This window comes from Streptomyces sp. NBC_00045 (assembly GCF_045041095.1).
In the GTDB taxonomy this organism is placed as follows: domain Bacteria; phylum Actinomycetota; class Actinomycetes; order Streptomycetales; family Streptomycetaceae; genus Streptomyces.
Genome location: NZ_CP108272.1, coordinates 451,100 through 467,182, shown reverse-complemented (window position 1 = coordinate 467,182; position 16,083 = coordinate 451,100). Strand labels below are relative to the sequence as shown.

Annotated in this window: 16 protein-coding genes; 10 read left to right on the top strand and 6 right to left on the bottom strand. The window is 67.7% G+C overall.

The genetic code is table 11. From position 1 onward, the window contains the following. The first annotated feature begins 381 nt into the window (after positions 1–381). The 4 genes from OHA65_RS37845 (at position 382) to OHA65_RS37830 (ending at position 1,914) form a co-directional block, all read left to right on the top strand. Complete coding sequence (locus tag OHA65_RS37845) at positions 382–597, top strand: hypothetical protein (protein WP_266636490.1); 216 nt, start codon at positions 382–384, stop codon at positions 595–597. 90 nt (positions 598–687) lie between these two features. Continuing rightward, complete coding sequence (locus OHA65_RS37840; RefSeq protein ID WP_405763585.1) at positions 688–864, top strand: hypothetical protein; 177 nt, start codon at positions 688–690, stop codon at positions 862–864. Between the two features lie 161 nt (positions 865–1,025). After that, positions 1,026–1,202, top strand: coding sequence for a VOC family protein (locus OHA65_RS37835; protein WP_266636486.1), 177 nt, complete (start codon positions 1,026–1,028; stop codon positions 1,200–1,202). Between the two features lie 142 nt (positions 1,203–1,344). Continuing rightward, a complete protein-coding gene (locus tag OHA65_RS37830; protein WP_327286560.1) occupies positions 1,345–1,914 on the top strand; it encodes a recombinase family protein in 570 nt (189 codons plus the stop codon). Between the two features lie 95 nt (positions 1,915–2,009). Here the strand turns inward: OHA65_RS37830 and OHA65_RS37825 are convergent, their stop codons facing one another. After that, entirely contained in the window at positions 2,010–2,543 is a 534-nt protein-coding gene (locus OHA65_RS37825; protein WP_331730105.1) for a CbrC family protein, read from the bottom strand. Between the two features lie 112 nt (positions 2,544–2,655). Continuing rightward, positions 2,656–4,392: an IS1182 family transposase gene (locus OHA65_RS37820; RefSeq protein WP_405763663.1), complete on the bottom strand. Its 1,737-nt coding sequence runs from the start codon at positions 4,390–4,392 to the stop codon at positions 2,656–2,658. Between the two features lie 523 nt (positions 4,393–4,915). On the opposite strand from OHA65_RS37820, the gene OHA65_RS37815 reads away from it, so the two are divergent. The 3 genes from OHA65_RS37815 to OHA65_RS37805 all read left to right on the top strand — a co-directional run bounded on the left by OHA65_RS37815 (position 4,916) and on the right by OHA65_RS37805 (position 8,314). Next, positions 4,916–5,062: a hypothetical protein gene (locus OHA65_RS37815; RefSeq protein ID WP_327286377.1), complete on the top strand. Its 147-nt coding sequence runs from the start codon at positions 4,916–4,918 to the stop codon at positions 5,060–5,062. Positions 5,063–5,135: 73 nt separating this feature from the next. Then, positions 5,136–6,707 (top strand): aKG-HExxH-type peptide beta-hydroxylase, encoded by a 1,572-nt coding sequence (locus OHA65_RS37810; protein WP_327286376.1) that lies wholly within the window; start codon positions 5,136–5,138, stop codon positions 6,705–6,707. Between the two features lie 926 nt (positions 6,708–7,633). Then, positions 7,634–8,314, top strand: coding sequence for a response regulator transcription factor (locus tag OHA65_RS37805; RefSeq protein WP_329316898.1), 681 nt, complete (start codon positions 7,634–7,636; stop codon positions 8,312–8,314). Positions 8,315–8,366: 52 nt separating this feature from the next. Here the strand turns inward: OHA65_RS37805 and OHA65_RS37800 are convergent, their stop codons facing one another. The 4 genes from OHA65_RS37800 to OHA65_RS37785 form a co-directional block, all read right to left on the bottom strand. Further along, positions 8,367–9,545: a transglycosylase family protein gene (locus OHA65_RS37800; protein ID WP_405763583.1), complete on the bottom strand. Its 1,179-nt coding sequence runs from the start codon at positions 9,543–9,545 to the stop codon at positions 8,367–8,369. 130 nt (positions 9,546–9,675) lie between these two features. After that, a complete protein-coding gene (locus OHA65_RS37795; RefSeq protein ID WP_327286373.1) occupies positions 9,676–11,217 on the bottom strand; it encodes an FG-GAP-like repeat-containing protein in 1,542 nt (513 codons plus the stop codon). Between the two features lie 207 nt (positions 11,218–11,424). Then, positions 11,425–11,631 carry a hypothetical protein gene (locus OHA65_RS37790; RefSeq protein ID WP_327286372.1) on the bottom strand — a complete coding sequence of 69 codons (207 nt, stop codon included), beginning with the start codon at positions 11,629–11,631 and terminating at the stop codon, positions 11,425–11,427. Positions 11,632–11,705: 74 nt separating this feature from the next. Next, a complete protein-coding gene (locus OHA65_RS37785) occupies positions 11,706–11,966 on the bottom strand; it encodes a hypothetical protein (protein WP_327286371.1) in 261 nt (86 codons plus the stop codon). 313 nt (positions 11,967–12,279) lie between these two features. Here OHA65_RS37785 and OHA65_RS37780 point away from each other — a divergent pair, with 313 nt between their 5' ends. The 3 genes from OHA65_RS37780 to OHA65_RS37770 all read left to right on the top strand — a co-directional run bounded on the left by OHA65_RS37780 (position 12,280) and on the right by OHA65_RS37770 (position 16,058). Beyond that, a complete protein-coding gene (locus tag OHA65_RS37780) occupies positions 12,280–13,266 on the top strand; it encodes a LuxR C-terminal-related transcriptional regulator (protein WP_327286370.1) in 987 nt (328 codons plus the stop codon). Positions 13,267–13,789: 523 nt separating this feature from the next. Beyond that, entirely contained in the window at positions 13,790–14,086 is a 297-nt protein-coding gene (locus tag OHA65_RS37775; RefSeq protein WP_329316892.1) for a hypothetical protein, read from the top strand. 706 nt (positions 14,087–14,792) lie between these two features. Next, positions 14,793–16,058: an IS701 family transposase gene (locus OHA65_RS37770; protein WP_327281052.1), complete on the top strand. Its 1,266-nt coding sequence runs from the start codon at positions 14,793–14,795 to the stop codon at positions 16,056–16,058. The last annotated feature ends 25 nt before the right edge of the window (positions 16,059–16,083 follow it).

The following is a 16,083-nucleotide window of genomic DNA, read 5'->3' as shown; positions in this document are numbered from 1 at the left end:
CGGGCCGGGGCCCGGACTGGAACCATTGTCCGACAGCCCCCGCCCCTGCGCACGCCCCGCCGGAGCCGGAGAGCAGGTGCGGCAACCGCGCCCCAGCAGCCGCCCTCCCCCCTCACCGGCCGGCTCGCCGGGTGATTCCCGCCAGAACACCTCGCGTTGGCGCCCGCCCAAGGGCAACGGCCGCCGACTCCTTCCCGGCGTTCGGGCACACCCGGCCGGGTGACGAAGACGCGAGCCGCGCCCCATGCACCACCGCCTCGCCCCCGCCCGCAACCGAACTGGCGACCAGCCGCCGGAGCAGCACCCGCAGGGCCCTGATCCTGGATCTTGGACACTCGAGACACTCGATCTTGAGGATCCGAGAGCGGATATCTCGTGGTCATGAAGCACTATCCCGCTGAGTTCAAGGCGAACGCGGTCGCTCCGTACACCACTCGGCCCAAAGCGACGATCAGGCAGGCCACGGCCGAACTGGGAGCCAATCCGCAGACGCTGCAGAACTCGATACGCAACCCGGGGACCGGCCGTGGTCGGGACCGGGCCAAGCAGTCCGTACAGCCGCAGTCACCACTGGAGGCCAAGCTCACGGCTACGTGACCCACGACGCGGGCGGCCACTGCGCCGAGATCACCGCCTCGGCCCGGACGCTGACCTTCGAGCGGGACGCGGCCGGCCGTGAATTGACGCGTGCGGATGTACCTCACAGCCGAGCCGAAGCCGGTGATCCGCCGCATGGCCGAGGAGCTCGGCGTGCACCACGAGGCCCTGTGCAACCGGATCCGGCAGGCGGAAGCCGACGCCGGCGAGCGGGACGTGGGCCCGACCCTCATCACTTGCGGACTGCCCGCAGCGCATCCCACCTGAGGCCCAGGGTCGCCGCCTGTGCCACTGCGTGCCAGTCAGGGCGGTGAACAACGGCCATCAGAGTGCGGTACGCGACCTCATGTCGGGCTTGTCGTCGCTCGATAGGGTGATGTTGGGGCATCGTGGCCGGTCAGGCGTTCGGGGTTCGCTCGGGTGGCGGAATGAGTGATCGCAAGCCGTACTCGAGTGTGATGGTCACGGACCTCGATACGGCTGAGGCCCAGGTACTCGCCCTCGGTGCGACGCTGCTGGATGGTTCGGACAAGCCGATCGGTTACCGCGTCTACGAGGACCCCGTCGGCCATCCCTTCTGCCTGATCACTCCCGAGGGAGCCTGACCTTTTCTGTACGATCTGACGGGTGCAACGACCCCACGACGACGACACCGCCGATCTCCTCGCCCCCGTTCCGGCCGCACGGACCGGCGACCTCGTGGGATACGCCCGCGTGTCCACCAAGGGACAGTTGCTCGACCGGTAGATCCACGCCCTCACGGAAGCGGGGTGCATCCGGATCTTCGCCGACAAGAAGTCCGGCAAGAACGCTGAACGCGAGGAACTGTGGAAGGCCCTCGACTTCCTGCGCGAGGGCGACACTCTTGTTGTTCCGTCGCTGGACCGGCTCGGCCGCTCCCTCCAGGACCTCATCGCGATCGTGTCCGGCCTGCGTAAGCGTGGCGTCGGCTTCACCTCGCTGCACGAGGCTCTCGACACGACCACGGCCGGCGGGCGCCTGGTCTTCCACGTGTTCGCGGCTCTCGCCGAGTTCATCCGCGAACTCATCGTGCAAGGCACCAACGAAGGCTTGGACGCCGCCCGCGCCCGCGGCGCCCGGCTCGGCCGCCCGCCGGCGATGACCGAGGAACAGGTACGTCACGCCCGCGATCTGCTCGCCCGTCCGGAGAACACGGTCACCTCGATTGCGAAGCTCCTCGGCGTCTCCCGCAACACCATCTACAACTACGTGCCCGAACTGAGGGGCGGCCGCCTCGCACTCGCCGAGACGACCAGTACGGCGGCACTGCCCCGACCCTCCAGGGCAAAGGACTGATCACCGTCGTTTGCGGCTGGTGACGATCCTGCTGGCCAATTCCGTTGGGGGCGGATCCTTTAAAGGGAAAGGGCCCCTGCTGAGTTGGGCCGTGGCTATGAAGCGTCGGCGTAGGCGAGATGGGTGCCGCAGACCGTGCAGCGGAAGAGCATGGCGCTTGCCCCCTGCCCGAGGTGGGTCAGGAAGGTGTCGAGCTGGGACGCGTCGTGCCAACCGCTCATCCGAAGGTCGAGTCGAAGCTGGTCGAGGGCCTCGGGGTGGGCTGCCAGTTCGGTGTATCCGACCTCGCCGATGAAGGCGGCCGCGTCGTTGCAGTGGACAAGCCAGTGCGGATCCTGCCAGGCGTGGAAACCGGGGGTGCGGCGGGTGACCTGCACCAGGGTCTCCTCGCTGACGCTGTCGAGCCCGTATGCGTCGGTAAATTCACCTTCGAATCGTTCAGCGGCACTGCCGTCGGCGATGCACCAGGGGCAGAACCTCCCGCTGACATCCTGGGCCGTGAAGAAAGTAGCGGTGTAGATCCACCCCGTATTGAGGTTGCAGCAGGCGCAGGTCTCGGCGCTCTCGCGGATGGACTCGCTTGCGACGGGGTCGGGGTGGTAGCGGAAGTAGGGCAGGTTGGTACTCACTGGTGAGCCCGCCGTTGCATGGAGAGGTCCGCTTCGACGCCGGTGGTCTGTGTGTCGACGGGCAAGCCTGTGAACCTCATGAGCCGCAGTCTCTCTGCAAGCAGGCCCGTGATCAACCGGTGAGGTTGAAGTCCTGCTGGTCGAGTCGGGCGAGGTGGCTGGTGCGGGTTCGGTCGAGGGGATGGCCGTTCCACCAGGCGTCGAGGCGGATGAGGTTGAGCGCGACCGCTGAGAACGAGTGTTCCAGGTGAGTCTTCTTCAGGCCGCGGTAGCGGGCGCGTTTCATACCGGTGACGGCCATGGCCTGGTGGATGGTGCCCTCGACGCCGGCGCGGGTGGCGTACTTGGCCCGCCATTCCTGGCTGGTCTGCTGGGCGCGGGCCTCATCGAGGACCTGTTGCTGCTCGCGGGCGCGCAGGGAGAGTGTGCGGCCGCCGTTTTTGGCCCGTGTGCACTTGTCTCGGACCGGGCATGGCTGGCAGGTCTCCTTGTCGAACTTGACCACGATGGCCTTGGTACCGCGTTGGACGGTGGGGCTCCACCAGGTGCTGGTGTGTCCTCGCGGGCAGGTGGCCTGCCGGTTGTCCCAGTCGATGGCGAAGGCGGTGCGACCGAAGCCAGCACCGGAGCGGGCCTGGGGTGAGCTGTCCAACAGGACCGGGGTGACCAGGGTGACGCCAAAGCCCTCCTTCATACCGACGATCAGCTCGGCGGAGGGGTAGCCGGAGTCCAGATAATGCTCGGCGGGCAGCAGGTCGCGGGCGGCGAGCATGCGGTGGATCGACTCGGTCATCTCCGCGTCGGTCACGGTGGCGTCGGTGGTCGCGATGTTGGTAATGATGCGCAGTGGGCTGGCCGCACCCGATCCGGAGGCGAGAGCAGTCCCGCCGACAGCCGGGAGGATCTCCTCCTCCGGGTCGCAGGTCTCGCTGATGTGAACCTTGTAGCCGGTCCACCATGAGCCCTGTTTGAGGCCGTAGCGCGCGTCCAGGTCATACGGTGAGGTCAGACGCAGTCTGCTCGGCGGGAGGTCCTCGCTCTCCCGCCGCTGCACCTTCCGCCCGGTCTCGGTGACCGTTCGCGTGTAGTTCTGCACCCACACCATCCGCAGGATCTGCACTGCGGGAAGTTCTCGCAGCCACACCGGAGCGCCTGCGGTATGCGCAGCTTCCAGAAGCGCGAAGCCGTCCTGGCCGTAGGCCAGTGCCATCTCGGTGCGCTTGGCCTGGGAAGAAGGCAGCTGCCAGGAGTCGATTCGCGGCCCGTACCGCTCTGTCCACTGTGGGATCGGTACCACCTCGGATAGCCAGCCGGGTGCCGCGCAGGCCAGAGCCTCCAGGGCGGCACGTAGGGTTTCGCCGGCCAGCTCCAGGCGGTTCAGGTCGCGCACCGCGGCGAGCACGCGAGTGGAGTCCGTCCGCTGCTGCCCGTCGGCCTTCACCAGGCCCTTGCTCTTCAATGCAGCCAGCAGCAGGTCCAAGGCCCGTTCCTCCAGGTTGTGCGCCACCAGACGAGCGCGGAACTCGGACAGGACCGACGCGTCGAAACCTGGATCGTCCAGGTCCAGGCCCAGCGCGTACTTGAAGTCCATCCCGAACCGCACCCGATGCGCCGCGGCCCGGTCGGTGAGGTTCTCAGCGAACTGCAGCACCGTCACCAGTGCCAGCTGCCCCGGCGACCACCCTTGCCGGCCTCGCACCCCGAACGCCTGGGCGAACTCGACATCCGCGAACAACTCGCCGAGCTCGTCACGGACCCGCATCGCCAACGGATACGGCCCTTTCGCCGCCGCGGCCCGCGCTGCCCTCCCGGTCGTTTCCGGCACCTGCGGCCACGGCCGCGCCCGCATCGACACCCCACACCCCACCCCGCGACCGCAGACGGAAGAACACGACCGCTACATGACCAACGAGCGTCACGACCGACCAGCAACGGAATTGGCCAGCAGGATCGGTGACACGGTTCTTACCGGCACCCCAACTGGGCTTCTCACTCTCCGGCGTGGCTGGCTGCGCGTGCCAGAGGCCGCAATTTGCGGGCGGCGGGCCAGCGGGCAGTACGCTGCGCGATGATTTCCAGACACCGGGTCGCCTGACCGCGGCGGCCGCAGAGCTTCGTGCCCGGTTCGAGCAGTGACTCGTTCGACGGGCAACGGCTCCACCAACTCCTCACGGCCGGCTCCCACCCCGACTCGTCGCCCACGAACTCCTCATCCATTTCGAGATCGACCCTTGTGGTCTGGGTGGGCCACTGGCCGGCGCCGTTGTCCCGGGACGGTTCGGGACTGGTGTCCCTGGTGCCTGGGACACAAGGCGTCCGATGATTCGGCAGGTCCGGAAACACCGGGATGAATCGGATGAAGGAGTAAGGCGATGGCAGTGCAGACCGTGCGGCTTCCGCAATTTTCCCTCGCGGCCCTCAACGAGAGTGAGGTCCCGCAGGTCATGACCGATTCGGCGGCCGAACGAGCGTGGGTCCCCGCCTACAACGCTCAGCTGACTCCCGCGACCGCCGCGTAGCCAGCGCCGAGGCCGTCCCCTCCGGCGGTCTGATCACGGAGTCGATCCCCTCGAACTGAGGGTCAGCACAGCGGTGGTTCGACGTCTCTACGGCGGCCTGCCGCCGTGCGCCTCCGGTGGGGCGTCGCTCACGCTGCACGAACAGAAAGAAGGCTTCGTTGTGGGCATTGGCTCCCCGCGTACTGCGGAGGACGTACTCGCGCGGGACAGTCTCTTCGGAGACTCCACCGCGATCGCAACGAGGAATCTCGCCAGGTATCGTGTCGGCCTCTCGCTCTTGGGCGTCCGCAGTGCACGGCATTCTGACGCTCTGCACGCGCTGTCCGCGGAGCCCGCCGAAGGTCTGTTGCCCCTCCTGGGTGACCCCGTCCTGCGCAATGCCTTCGAGGACGACGTGGCCCGCCTGGAGAACGGCGTGTTCACCGAGAGCTCGCTCGGCGACATTCTCGCGGCCTGGCCAGCCCCGGCAACCGACGGCATCGGTCCGTGCGAGAGCATGATGAAGGTTCCGGCGCGTCCGTGGCCCAACGTCTCCGCAAGCTGGGTGTGGACCGGACTGGAGTCGTCTCAGTCCGGGCAGCCGGTTGCCAGAAGGGTGCGGGTGCTGTGCCGCAACAGCTTCGAAGGCTCCGATCGCGACGAGCCGTTGGAAGCCACACCGGAGATGGTCCACGCTCTGCAGGAGGGCGCGAACCTGCTCACCGCGCTACTGCCCGAGCTGGGGGTGAGTGTGCTGCAGCACGTTTCGCTCATCGGGTTCAGTGACGGTGAATCGCCGGACGGTCCGCTGCAGTCGCTGTCGGGCGGCGACCCGCTCCCGTCCGCCTTGCTGATGTCGCCGAGCCGATTGAGCGACCCTTGGAAGACGGCCGAGACACTGCTGCACGAGGCGGCGCACCTGAAGCTCTTTGACGTGCTGCGCTCGTGTTCGCTGGTCCAGGACGGTTCGGCCCGGGTCGCCATTCCGTGGCGGATGACCTCATGGACCTTCATCCGGGTGCTGGTGGCGCTGCACTTCTACGCCCACCTGACCGTGTTTCAGGCAGCGGCGCGTGGGGCTTCCGCTGAGGTCATCGCCCGTTACGGCCCCCCTCCCACGGCCGAGGAGATCGACGAGCCGACCCCGGGCAGTCAAGCGGCGGCCGCCGGCACGCACCGCACCGGATTCGAGCGCTTGGTCTACCTGGCGGAGCAGGCTCTGTGTGCCGATCACGGGCAGCTGACGAAAGAGGGCCGTCGCTTCGTCCACTGGTTGCTCGACAGCATCGAGTGGGGCGAGCAGTCGGTCCGCTCCCCGGTCCCCGCCGTGACGGGTGCGCGGTCAGCGGAGGTCGCCACCACAGCGAGCGATCGGGCCGTCGTCACCGGCGGCGTCTTCGTACGTTCCGAACCCACGATCCTGTGGGAGCTGCCTGAGCTGCGGCAGCTGTTGGTGGTGCGACCCGACACGGCTGGATTCCACTGGCTCGACGCCCACGCCTGGGTCGTCTACGCCTTGTGCGACGGGGTACCGCTGGCAACCCTCGCAGAACGATACCGATTGGCGGTGGACGGCCCGTTGAGCGAGGAGACCGCCCTCAGGCAGGCCCGGGCATGCCTGAGCCTGCTGATCGGGGCAGGCCTGGTGTCCCAGGTGGACGAGTGATCCACCATGCCGCACTCGGACGAGGCGGCGTCTGTCCGGAACTCAGGCCTCGCTGAGTAGGCGCATCATCTGGAGACCGCGCGGGCTCCGCTGCCCCGTGTTCGAGGAGCGGGGTGGCGGCCTGCTCGGCACGTTCCGCTCCCGGCGGCACGGCAGCCCCCTTCTTCCGGCAGCCGCTACTGGTTCAGACGCAGTTGTGCGGGGCAGATTTTGTGGGCCCACAACAAGGAGCGCCTCGAAGCCCTGGCCGCGTACCTGGGCGCCCGGCTGCGCGAGCGTCATGCCTCCCCGACGAGGGTGATGTTTGCCCGGCTTCCGGTCTGCAAGAAGTCCGCGGAGCACCGTGACGAAGTGCTGGCCGGCCTGGCCACACTGGGAAAACCCGTCCGGCCTGGCCACACAGGGAAAACCCGCTCAGCTCACCACCCCCACCGACCGCTGCGACGCGGCGACCGCCCGCGCTGGCTCGAACGGCGTCGACGGCCTTCCCCTGGTTTCCGTGGTGTGGCCGGGCGCCAGTTCCGTTTCCGGCAGCAGGTTCGCCAGTGGGTGAACGGGCTGCCGGCAGCGTAGGCAGCGGCGACGCACCGGAGGGCGACGTAGACGATTGACGGCAATCGGGCTTGACCGGCCGCAGACCGGTGTTCGTGACGCGCTCGTGGAACCGGACGGTGCGTGTGCCGGACCACGTCGGTCTCGGGCGGCACGAACGGCACGGTGAACATCAGCGGTGACGCGGACGCGAGATGCGGACAGCACTCGGCGCACTGGGACAAGGCCTCTGCAAGCGGTTGCGCGGGAGAACCCTAGTCATACCCGCGACGTACCGTCGTTGCGCGTCGTCTTGCACTCTCACACGGTGTCAGGTGGTGATGTCGGTCCTGCGACCGGCGACCGCCGCGCCAGCCTGAGGAGGAAGGCTTCCCGTGACACGAGCGACGGAACAAGTTCGGGTATTCCTGGTTGAACAGAATCCGATTCTCCGCATCGGCATCGCCACGATACTGACGGACAGCACGGTGCGCCTGGTCGGGGAGGCTCCGGATACGGAAACCTGCCTGGAACGAATTGAAGCAGCCAGCCCGGACGTGGTGCTCCAGGATCTCGACGCAGCGGGAGACTCAGCACCCGTCGCCGTGCGCTCCCTCCTGGAGCAGCGCCCGGGAGTCCGGGTCATCGGGACTGGCACGGCCACCGCGGGCTGCGCCGAACTGGCGCTGGCCATCCTGGTCGCCGGCGCCCACGGGTACCTGTTGAAAAACACAGAGCCGGCCATGCTCCTCGACGCCCTCAGAATCGTCCGTGGCGGCGGCGTCGTCCTCAGCCCCGGTGTTGGTCGCGGGCTTCCATCGCTGCTCAAGCCAATCACCCACACGGCTCGGGCACTTGCGAATCCAGCTCTCTCCACGCTCACGGCCCGTGAGTACGACGTGCTCCGACTTATCGGGCACGGCTACAACAACGGGTACATCGCTCGAAAATTATTACTTTCCGATAAAACCGTACGCAACTATGTCTCAGTCATTCTGGCCAAACTGGGGGCCGGCAGCCGCAGTGAGGCCATCGTGACCGCTCGAACAGCCGGCCTCGTGGCGGCGGCCGGATGAGTGTTCGTCGACCGTCCGGTCCCCCGCCTGACAGGAGGGCGTTCTGCCGTGGTTACTCGAAGGAGAGGGAGCCCTGGCCGGGCTGGCTGAGGTAGTTCTGCCAGCCGGCGGAGAGGGGGAGGTTGGCGCCGAAGCTGGTGCCGGAGCCCAGATGGGTGGCGACGGTGCCGTCAGTACCCTGGATGATCAGGTCGGCCTTGCCGTCACCGTTGATGTCCGCGTAGTAGAGCCGACCCTGGCCGGGCTGGCTGAGGTAGTTCTGCCATCCGGCGGACAGCGGCAAGTTGGCGCCGAAACTCGTGCCCGATCCGAGGTGGGTGGCGATCGTGCCGTCAGTACCCTGGATGACGAGGTCGGCCTTACCGTCACCGTTAATGTCCGGGAACGAGAGACGGCCCTGGCCGGCCTGGCTGAGGTAGTTCTGCCACCCCGACGACAACGGCAAGTTGGCGCCGAAACTCGTGCCCGATCCGAGGTGGGTGGCGATCGTTCCGTCAGTACCCTGGATGACGAGGTCGGCCTTACCGTCACCGTTGATGTCCGGGAACGAGAGACGGCCCTGGCCGGGCTGGCCGAGGTAGTTCTGCCACCCCGAGGAGATCGGCACGTTCGCACCGAAACTGGTACCGGATCCGTTGTTGAAGTGGACGCCGATCGCACCGTCGGTGCCGTGCACGAGCAGGTCTTTCTTGCCGTCACCGTCAATGTCGGCGTAGTACAGCCGTCCCTGACCGGCCCCACCCAGGAAGTTCTGCCAGCCGGCACTGACCGTCGTACTCGCACCGAAGCTCGTCCCGGATCCCCCACGAAGACCGATCGTGCCGTCCGTGCTCAACACCATCAGATCGGCCTTGCCATCACCCGAGATGTCCGCATGGGTGGAGGCGGGAGGGTACGGGTCGGCGTGGTCGTTGCCGAGGCCGGCTTGGGGACCGCAGGTGGGCCATGCACCTTGGCCCTGAGAGGCGAGCACCTTTTCGGCGATGAGGATCTGTTGCTGCTTGGTGGCCAGATCGGCGCGGACGGCGTAGCCCGTTCCGCCGTAGGAGTTCCAGGTGCCGGCGGTGAACTGCAGGCCGCCGTAAAAGCCGTTGCCGCTGTTGATGGACCAGTTGCCGCCGCTCTCACAGTTGGCGACCTTGTCCCATGTGGTGACGGACGCTGCCTGCGCCGCGGTGCCGGAGCCGAGGAGCGGCGGGAGCGCGAGGGGGGCGGCGGCGAGGGCGAGCACGGCCTTGCGGACGCTGGGCGATATTGACACAGGGTTTCTTCCCATCAGGAAACAGGTGCGGCGGGCTGGACAGGGCGGGCAGGCCGGTGCTCCGGGGGGACGGTGCAGTCCCCCCGGAGCACGGGGTCGGCTACTCGAAGGAGAGGGAGCCCTGGCCGGGCTGGCTGAGGTAGTTCTGCCAGCCGGCGGAGAGGGGGAGGTTGGCGCCGAAGCTGGTGCCGGAGCCCAGATGGGTGGCGACGGTGCCGTCAGTACCCTGGATGATCAGGTCGGCCTTGCCGTCACCGTTGATGTCCGCGTAGTAGAGCCGACCCTGGCCGGGCTGGCTGAGGTAGTTCTGCCAGCCGGCGGACAGCGGCAAGTTGGCGCCGAAACTCGTGCCCGATCCGAGGTGGGTGGCGATCGTGCCGTCAGTACCCTGGATGACGAGGTCGGCCTTACCGTCACCGTTGATGTCCGGGAACGAAAGGCGGCCCTGGCCGGCCTGGCTGAGGTAGTTCTGCCACCCCGACGACAACGGCAAGTTGGCGCCGAAACTCGTGCCCGATCCGAGGTGGGTGGCGATCGTGCCGTCAGTGCCCTGGATGACGAGGTCGGCCTTACCGTCACCGTTGATGTCCGGGAACGAGAGACGGCCCTGACCGGGCTGGCCGAGGTAGTTCTGCCACCCCGAGGAGATCGGCACGTTCGCACCGAAACTGGTACCGGATCCGTTGTTGAAGTGGACGCCGATCGCACCGTCGGTGCCGTGCACGAGCAGGTCCTTCCTGCCGTCACCGTCAATGTCGGCGTAGTACAGCCGTCCCTGACCAGCCCCACCCAGGAAGTTCTGCCAGCCGGCACTGACCGTCGTACTCGCACCGAAGCTCGTCCCGGACCCCCCACGAAGACCGATCGTGCCGTCCGTGCTCAACACCATCAGATCGGCCTTGCCATCACCCGAGATGTCCGCATGGGTGTTGGTGTCCTGGATGTTGTCGTAGCGGCGGGGGCTGAAGGTGCCGTGGCCGCTGTAGTAGGGGTAAGGGATGCTGTGATGGATGGCACCGCTACTACCGGACTCCTCCAACGCGTCGTACGTGGAGTGATCGGAGCTGGTCCATCCGTTGAAGATGACGACATGGCCGCTGGCGCCCGAGTCGGGGTTGAGGAGGATGTCGCCCGGCTTGAGGGACTCCTTGGCGATGGAGGAGGTGTAGTTCAGCAGGGTGCCGGTGGTCTCACCCCAGTTGGTCCCGCTGGAGGCGTTCAGGTGCCAGGCCATGGAGACGAAGCCGGAGCAGTCCGTCCGGTACTTGCCGTTGGAGTCCGTGCGGTAGCTGGTCATGCTGTACGGCACACCTGCGTCGACCCATGACTGGGCCCGGTCGATGACCTCTGCCCGGCTGATGCTGCCGCCTGCCGAGGAGTCCGCGGCCAGGGTGGCGAAGGCGCCAACGGCTACGGGTGCCGCGGCCTTCCCCGATCCGGCGGCTGCGGCCAATTGCGCCGCTGAGGCGGTGGTCGGGTTGGGAACCGTCGGGGTGAATTGGGTCAGAAAGCCCGGGTTCGCCGTGCTGGACGCGGCAGCGGCGGACGGCGTCGGAGTATCGGCGGCGGCTTGGCCGAGCGTCGCAACGGTGACCGCACCGACGACCGCTATGGACAGGGCGAGGCGACTAATCATGACCATGTCAGAATCCTTGATGTTCGCAAGCGGCGGAGGATCTCCGGGTACGGAGATCCAAGAGGTGGAACTGCGAAGAGAGTGGGAGGGATCGCTGTCCTGCAGGTGCAGCGATCCGGAGCATCGTGAAGGCCGGGCGAAGGGACGCGCGCCCCCTCCTGGAGCGAGGCCGTGGCGCGGCGGTCCCGGCCTTCGGCTTCAGCCCGCGGGGCGTCAGTCGGAAGCGGAACCGACGAGGTATCCAAGGCGGACGATGGGGGCCACCGCGTTCAACAGGAGACTGCGGGCCCGGTCCGCCGCGACGGCTTCGGTTTCGGCACGGACGAACAGGACGAGCTCGATACCGTGCGGCACGGGGCGGGCGCGGACGTGCTCCAGGGCGTGGTCCGGGTGGGCGTACGCCCACAGGAGGTCCTGCATCAGGTGGGCGTCCCCGTGGGTGCCCGCACTACCGGCCGCGCTGAGAAGGTGAGCTTGGACCAATCGCAACAACCTCAGTCCCAACCGATGCCGTCGCCGAGGGATGCTCCGGTGGGCGCCACGACCGACGCCCCGACGCCGTCCCATCCGATGCCACTGCCGATCGGCCGACCGGTCGCGGACGCGGTCGCCGTCACGGTGGACACCGGCTTGCCATCCCAGCCGATCCCCGTGAGGTCGGCGGCGAGTGCTCCGTTCAGTGCGACGGGTGCCGCGAGTGCGGACAGCGTCAGCGAAAGGGCGGCGGAAGCGAGCGAGCGAGCGATCCAAGACATGGCGGTCCCCCGGGATGGCCGTGCGGCGATTAAGTGGAGTACGACGAGTGACGCGTGCGGATCAGCGGTCCTGCGACCTGGCGGCCCGGCGGGATCCGTGCTCCCCGCCGCCCTTCTGGTGAGCACCATCCTGTTCGAGCGCACCGCCGCCCGGAAGGGGTTCGCCCTGGCACCAAGTGGTCTGACCCCATGGTGCCAAGTCGCCCAGTGGAACTGATGGTTGCGTGTGCTTGTGGTTCGCTTCTCCGCCCTGAGATGATCGCGCGGCAGACGGCACCCTTAGTCTGTTCGACGCAGCTGGGGGGCTGAACGCATGCTGGAGTTCTTGGGTTTGGACAGTCGCACAGAGGCGGTCTACCGAGAGATGCTCGCCAGACCTGCCGGCGGAGTGGCCGAGCTGTGTGAGCTGCTGGGCCTGCCGGAGAGCACGGTCAGGGGGTGCCTGGACCAGCTAGCCGATCTGCAACTACTGCGATCGTCGCGGGACGACCCCGGCGCGCTGCGGGCGGTCAGCCCGGAGCGCGGACTGGAACTGATCCTGCGCCGCCAGGAGGACGAGCTCCTGCGCCGCCAGCAGGAACTGGCGCTCGGCAAGGCGGCCGCGGCGCGGGCCCTGGCCGAGTACGCCTCCTTGCACCCCGACGCGACTGCCGGCGCCACGGAACGACTGGTCGGGCTCGACGCCATCCAGGCGAAGCTCGAAGTGCTCGCGGAGGCGCTCACTCGGGAATGCCTGTCCGTCATGCCGGGTGCCGCCCAGTCCCAGTCCAGCCTCGACGCGTCACGCCCCCTGGACGAAGAGGCGATGGGCCGCGGAGTCAGCATCCTGACGCTCTATCAGGACAGTGCGAGGAACGACCCGGCGACGTACGCCTATGCCCGGTGGATGACGGAGCAGGGCGGAATGGTCCGCACCTGCCCCGTCCTGCCGCCCCGCCTCCTCGTCTTCGACCGCGAAGTCGCCATCGTGCCCATCGATCCGTCCAACAGCCGTCTGGGCGCGCTGTGCACGAGAGAGCCCGGCATCGTGGCCTCCTTGGTCGCCCTCTTCGACCAGACCTGGCACACCGCCGTCCCCCTCGGCACTGCCCAGCCGCAGGGCACCCACACAGGTCTCACCCCCAGCGAGCAGGAACTACTGAGGCTCCTGGCCGCCGGAATGACCGACGAGAACGCCGGGAAACGCCTCGGCATCTCCCTGCGTACCGTCCGCAGACAGATGGCCGCGCTCATGGAACGCCTCAACGCCTCCAGCCGCTTCGAAGCGGGGCTGAAAGCCGCGCAGAGCGGCTGGCTCTGACGGCCTCGTGCAGGACTTGATCAGGGTTGCCCGTTCGATCACTCCGCGGGCGCGGGCGGCGTCCCGATCTTCGCGGTTACCGGAGACGATCAGCTCGCGGATGAACTCGGTGAGCACGGCGAAGACGTGGACGACCAGGCATCCACCCGGTGTCGTGTGTCCGGACGGGCGTCGGAGGAACGTCGGGCAGACCGGCTCTAAGCCGGTCCGGCTTTCGCCTCCGCCCTCGCCCGGCACCTGGACGTCACTGTGAGTGGCCCTGCTCAAACAGGCGGCTGACCTGTACCGTCGATGAAAGCTGCTCGACCGGGACGCACCGTGAAGGGAATCATGAGCGAGTGACGTCGACCGAAGCAGCAGCAATCGCTCTACAGGACCATGCCGCCCTCTGGAGTACGGAGAAGTCCGCGCGAACGAGGTCGTCAATGCCGCCTGTGACGCGCTCGTCGCCGGACTCGACACCCCCGGCCTTCGGATCCTCGCAGCCCGCACGCGCGCCGAGGCGGACTACGACGTCCACGACTTGCTTCCCGCAGCACTCGACGAACTCGGCCTCACCTTCTATCCGATCGCCAGCGTAGCCGGCCAGGAAGCCGCCGCCCGAGCCCTCGCACGCCATTTGCTCGCAGGCGAGCTATCGCCTCGGGAGTTCACTTTCCGGATTCACCAGCGCTACGGACATGAGCTGCCCCTGACGGGGCGGCTCGCTGAACTCGACGACGAGTACGACGTCCTCGAATACGGCGACAGGACCGTGGACCAGGTCGATGCCGAGGTCACGGCCGAAGCCCGCCGCCTCGGGACCCACCCGCTTCTCTGAACCCGCGGGCCTCACGGGGGCTGAGACTGGTGAGCTCGCAAGTTCAGGTGTCGCGTATTCGCGGCCGGGCCCAGATGGGGCTCGCGCTGAGTGATCGGCACGAGCTCGGCGGCAGCCGGCAGCCGGCAGTCTGCTGGTAGGCGATTGACATGATGGGCAGCGGCAAGTCCCAGGTGTCTCTAGAGGAGCGACCATGGCGTTCAAGACCGGAGTCTCCGAACGGGACGAGTGGTCCTATTCGCCGGCTGTCGGCGTCGGACCGCTCCGGTTCGGTATGACCGTCGACGAAGTGGTCGAGGCGGCTGAGGTACTCGGCCTGACGAAGGCCAGCGAGTGTGCACGGGACCACGCGATCTTCTCGCCGACGTGGAAGGTCGAAGTCCACCGTCGCGGGGTGGCTCCTTCACCGCTTGCCGTCACGGCCTACGGGAGCCAAGTCGTGGGGCTGTTCTGCATCGCTGTCGACGCCGTGCAAGGTCCCCAGGTCGCGTACGACGGACTCCCGCTGGTCGGGAGAGACCTGTCAGAGCTGGAGAACGACGCAATCGCGTATGCCGAGGCAATGGACGTGCACCTTCGCTACACGCCCGAGGGCTACGCAGGACCGGATGATTCCGGGGTCGTGATGCGCGGGCAACTAGTAGGGCTTGGTCAGGTTGGGGCTGGTGTTGCGTGTCCTAAGGGCTCGGTGTGTCGTTCAAGACGTGTGACGCCGGAGGAAATTGCTGCTGTACGTGGCGAGTTGGAGGACTTTGCGACGGAGGTTTTCGAGCCGTTCGCGCGTAAGGATCAGCGTCGGTGGGGGCGGGTTTACCTGCGGGGCCTGCTCACGGACGGGCAGCGCAAGTCCGTCGAGCCGATGGCCGCCAGGCTGGGCGAGGACGGTAACCGTCAGGCCCTGGCCCACTTCATCACCACCAGCCCGTGGGACCCCGCGCATGTGCGGGCCCGGCTGGCCTGGAAGATGGAAAAGGCGATCCGGCCCACCGTGCTGGTCTTCGATGACACCGGCTTCCTCAAAGACGGCAATGCCTCGGCGTGTGTGTCGCGGCAGTACACCGGCACTGCGGGCAAGGTCACCAACTGCCAGGTGGGCGTCTCCCTGCACCTGGCCTCGGATCATGCCTCGGCGGCGGTCGACTGGCGGCTGTTCGTGCCCGAGACCTGGGCCCCCGGGTCGGTGAAGGCGGACCCGGCCAAGGTCGCCCGCCGCACCGCCTGCCAGATCCCCGACGACATCGGGCATGTGGAGAAATGGCAACTCGCACTCGACATGCTCGATGAGACCCGCTCCTGGGGCGTCGAAGTGCCGGTGGCCGTCGCGGATGCCGGATACGGCGACGCGGCGGCATTCCGGCACGGCCTGCAGGCCCGCAGCCTCAATTACGTCGTGGGAATCTCCACCACCCTCTCGGCCCAGCCCGGCCACGCGGTGCCGGTCGCCGAGCCGTACTCCGGGATCGGACGCCGGCCGGTGGAGAAGTACCCCGACAAGCCGCAGTCGGTGAAACAGCTGGTCATCGCGGCCGGCCGGAAGGCGGCAAAGCCGGTGCAATGGCGTGAGGGCTCCCGGCCCGGCACCGGCCGCAGCGGCTTCAAACGGATGTACTCGCGGTTCGTGACCCTGCGGATCCGGCCCGCCGGCCGCGAGGTCCGCCAAGCGGCCGACAGCCCGGAACTGCCCGAGTGCTGGCTCCTGGCCGAGTGGCCGGCCGACCAGGGCGAACCCGTCCAGTTCTGGCTCTCCGACCTGCCCGCCGACACCCCACTGACCACACTGGTCCGCCTAGCCAAGCTCCGCTGGCGCATCGAACACGACTACCGCGAGATGAAACAGGCCCTGGGACTTGCCCACTTCGAGGGCCGCACCTGGAACGGCTGGCACCACCACGTCACCCTCGTCTCCGTCGCGCATGCCTTCTGCACCTTGCAACGACTGGCCAGAGCCCCAAAAGACACGGCGCCGGCCTGAGCCTCTACCGGATCGTCCGCGAGCT

Excerpts from the sequence above, each read along its gene's own strand:
- OHA65_RS37845 (WP_266636490.1), top strand. The coding sequence starts at position 382 with ATGAAGCACTATCCCGCTGAGTTCAAGGCGAACGCGGTCGCTCCGTAC.
- OHA65_RS37835 (WP_266636486.1), top strand. The coding sequence starts at position 1,026 with ATGAGTGATCGCAAGCCGTACTCGAGTGTGATGGTCACGGACCTCGAT.
- OHA65_RS37820 (WP_405763663.1), bottom strand. The coding sequence starts at position 4,392 with ATGCGGGCGCGGCCGTGGCCGCAGGTGCCGGAAACGACCGGGAGGGCA.
- OHA65_RS37815 (WP_327286377.1), top strand. The coding sequence starts at position 4,916 with ATGGCAGTGCAGACCGTGCGGCTTCCGCAATTTTCCCTCGCGGCCCTC.
- OHA65_RS37795 (WP_327286373.1), bottom strand. The coding sequence starts at position 11,217 with ATGGTCATGATTAGTCGCCTCGCCCTGTCCATAGCGGTCGTCGGTGCG.
- OHA65_RS37790 (WP_327286372.1), bottom strand. The coding sequence starts at position 11,631 with ATGCAGGACCTCCTGTGGGCGTACGCCCACCCGGACCACGCCCTGGAG.
- OHA65_RS37785 (WP_327286371.1), bottom strand. The coding sequence starts at position 11,966 with ATGTCTTGGATCGCTCGCTCGCTCGCTTCCGCCGCCCTTTCGCTGACG.
- OHA65_RS37780 (WP_327286370.1), top strand. The coding sequence starts at position 12,280 with ATGCTGGAGTTCTTGGGTTTGGACAGTCGCACAGAGGCGGTCTACCGA.